Genomic DNA, 2185 nt, shown 5'->3' on the forward strand with positions numbered 1-2185 from the left:
GCTCAGGCCATTCATCTCAGCTTGCTCCTGCTGACCACGAATCGCCACGCTAGCACATCATCGCAAACCGCGAATCTCCCGTTTTTTGTGACTCAGTAAGACTAGAGAGCCAGCGATTCTTCGATGGCCCTGGCAATAAATTCGCCTCCCACGCGACTTGGCTGCCGTAGGACATGTGTCGACGGCAGCCTCTTTTTTTGAGGTGATCCGGATCTTAACATCGTCGAACCCGGCGTCGATGTTGGAGGGCGGCAACCAGCGTTAGAGGCCGCCCATGCAGAGGTACTTCATTTCGAGATAGTCCTCGAGACCGTGCCGAGAGCCTTCGCGTCCAATGCCGGACTGCTTGATGCCTCCGAAGGGTGCCACCTCCGATGACATGCGGCCAGTGTTGATGCCAACCATGCGCCTCGGCCACGCGCCAGACGCGTTTGAGGTTCGAGGCGTAGAAATAGGCGGCGAGGCCGTAGATCGTATCGTTGGCTTCCCGAATCACCTGCTCCGGGTCATCATAACGGATGATCGGCGCCAGCGGACCGAACGTCTCTTCCTGCGCGATCCGCATCGAACCGACGACGTTGGTGATGACGGTCGCCTCAAAAAATGTTCCCTTCGCGCCGATCCGACGACCGCCGCAGCGAACCATCGCCCCTTTTTTGACAGCGTCATCGACATGCGCTTCGATCTTTTTCAGAGCATCATTGTCGATTAGAGGCCCGTTGCCGTCCGAAAAGCGGATGAAACTGATGTGTAACCAGCACTAGCTGCTGATCTGTGCTGGTCGAGGCTGCATTCTCAGATAAGGTACAAGTGGTTGGAGGCTGGCAAGTTCGTTTGGCCACCCGGTCCGCGATGGCGCCATGCAGATGACGCGCGAAGAGTTCTCGCTTTTGCTAGCCGGTATTGACTGGACGCGCGTCAAACGAAACGCTGTGAGGAGGCCCTCAAAAGCAGGCTGATCCTGTCGGTTTTACGTGAAGATTCAGGCTCCTATGGTAGGGCCAGTCATGCCGCTTCGACATGATCCCTTACCCCAGGACACCGTGCAACTGACCCGGATCATTCTCTCGCTCAACGAAGAGAATGCCGACCTTAAGGCGCGCGTGGCCTTCCTTGAGCGCCTGCTCTTCGGGACGAAATCGGAGAAGATGACGATCATCGATCCGACGCAGGCAATGCTCGACCTTGGCCATGTGAGCGACATTCCCGTTGCTGCCAATGACGATGTCGCGCCGGTCGGTGAAGACAAAACGCCGGCACGGCGATCGCCAGCGCGCAATATCGGCCGCTTGCCCAAGTACCTTCCGCGTTATGACGAGATCATCGAGCCGGAGAGCAAGACTTGCCCCTGCTGTTCGTTCGAACTTCATTGCATCGGCACGGACGTCAGCGAGGCTCTCGACATCGTGCCTGCGGTTGTCCGGGTCAGACGGACGATCCGACCGCGCTATGCCTGCCGGGCCTGCGAAAGCGTTGTTGTGCAGGCGTCGGCACCAGCGCGCGTGATGGACGGTGGCATGGTGACCACGGGCGTTTGCCGCGCATGTCGCTGTTTCGAAGTTTGCCTGGCATCTCCCGCTCAACAGACAGGCGCAGATGCTGGCCTCCTGCGGCGTCATGATCGATCGCGGCACGCTCGGCGCCTGGGTCACGTGGGTCGCCTGGTGGCTGGAGCTTCTCTACGATGCGCTCACCGCCTTCATCCGCTCGCAGCCGGGGGTATTCTGTGACGAGAGTATGCTGCAGAGGCACGGAAGGAGTTCAGTATGAACTGACACTGTGTCGTAAAGCTGCGTGAATGATGGAGGCTGGCCCTCCGGGATCGGTTTTCGGGAGCGGGTCTCACCAGTCCGAGCTGCTGCGGTAAAGAGCCGTGGTGGTGAGCGTCGGATGAAAAGTTCGGACGAGATCGAGCAGGTGCGTGTCCGAAAGACGAACGAAAGTGAACCATCCGAAGACGCGTCGTTAAGAAATTCAAGCGTCGTCGAAACCAGGACCGTTTCGTCATCCTGGGATAAGCCCGCGCAACGAGACAAGGAGCCTCCTGCCGGAGCGCCACAGTTCACGCAGTTGCAGGGCCGATACCTGGTCTTCATTTATGCCTATACCAGGATCTTCAAACGCTCCCCGGCAGAAGCGGACATGCGTCGCCACTTTGAGGTGACCGCACCGTCTGTACACCAGA

1 protein-coding gene and 3 pseudogenes are annotated in these 2185 nt (G+C 58.7%); 3 read left to right on the plus strand and 1 reads right to left on the minus strand.

Annotated elements, in window-relative coordinates:
* Positions 1-261 precede the first annotated feature (261 nt).
* Positions 262-718: pseudogene (locus tag K290_RS37070) on the minus strand (aldehyde dehydrogenase family protein); the annotation flags it as partial.
* A gap of 90 nt (positions 719-808) precedes the next feature.
* Between K290_RS37070 and tnpB the strand changes: the two are divergent.
* The 3 genes and pseudogenes from tnpB to K290_RS38205 form a co-directional block, all read left to right on the plus strand.
* Positions 809-959, plus strand: a pseudogene (gene tnpB / locus K290_RS37075) (IS66 family insertion sequence element accessory protein TnpB); the annotation flags it as partial.
* Between the two features lie 48 nt (positions 960-1007).
* Positions 1008-1749 (plus strand): annotated as a pseudogene (locus K290_RS35755) (IS66 family transposase); the annotation flags it as partial.
* A 141-nt stretch (positions 1750-1890) separates the two neighbouring features.
* Positions 1891-2185: hypothetical protein (locus K290_RS38205; protein ID WP_245276731.1), on the plus strand; the 295-nt coding region annotated here is incomplete at its 3' end.

Origin of the sequence: Rhizobium leucaenae USDA 9039, from assembly GCF_000426285.1 — a bacterium.
Lineage (GTDB): Bacteria > Pseudomonadota > Alphaproteobacteria > Rhizobiales > Rhizobiaceae > Rhizobium > Rhizobium leucaenae.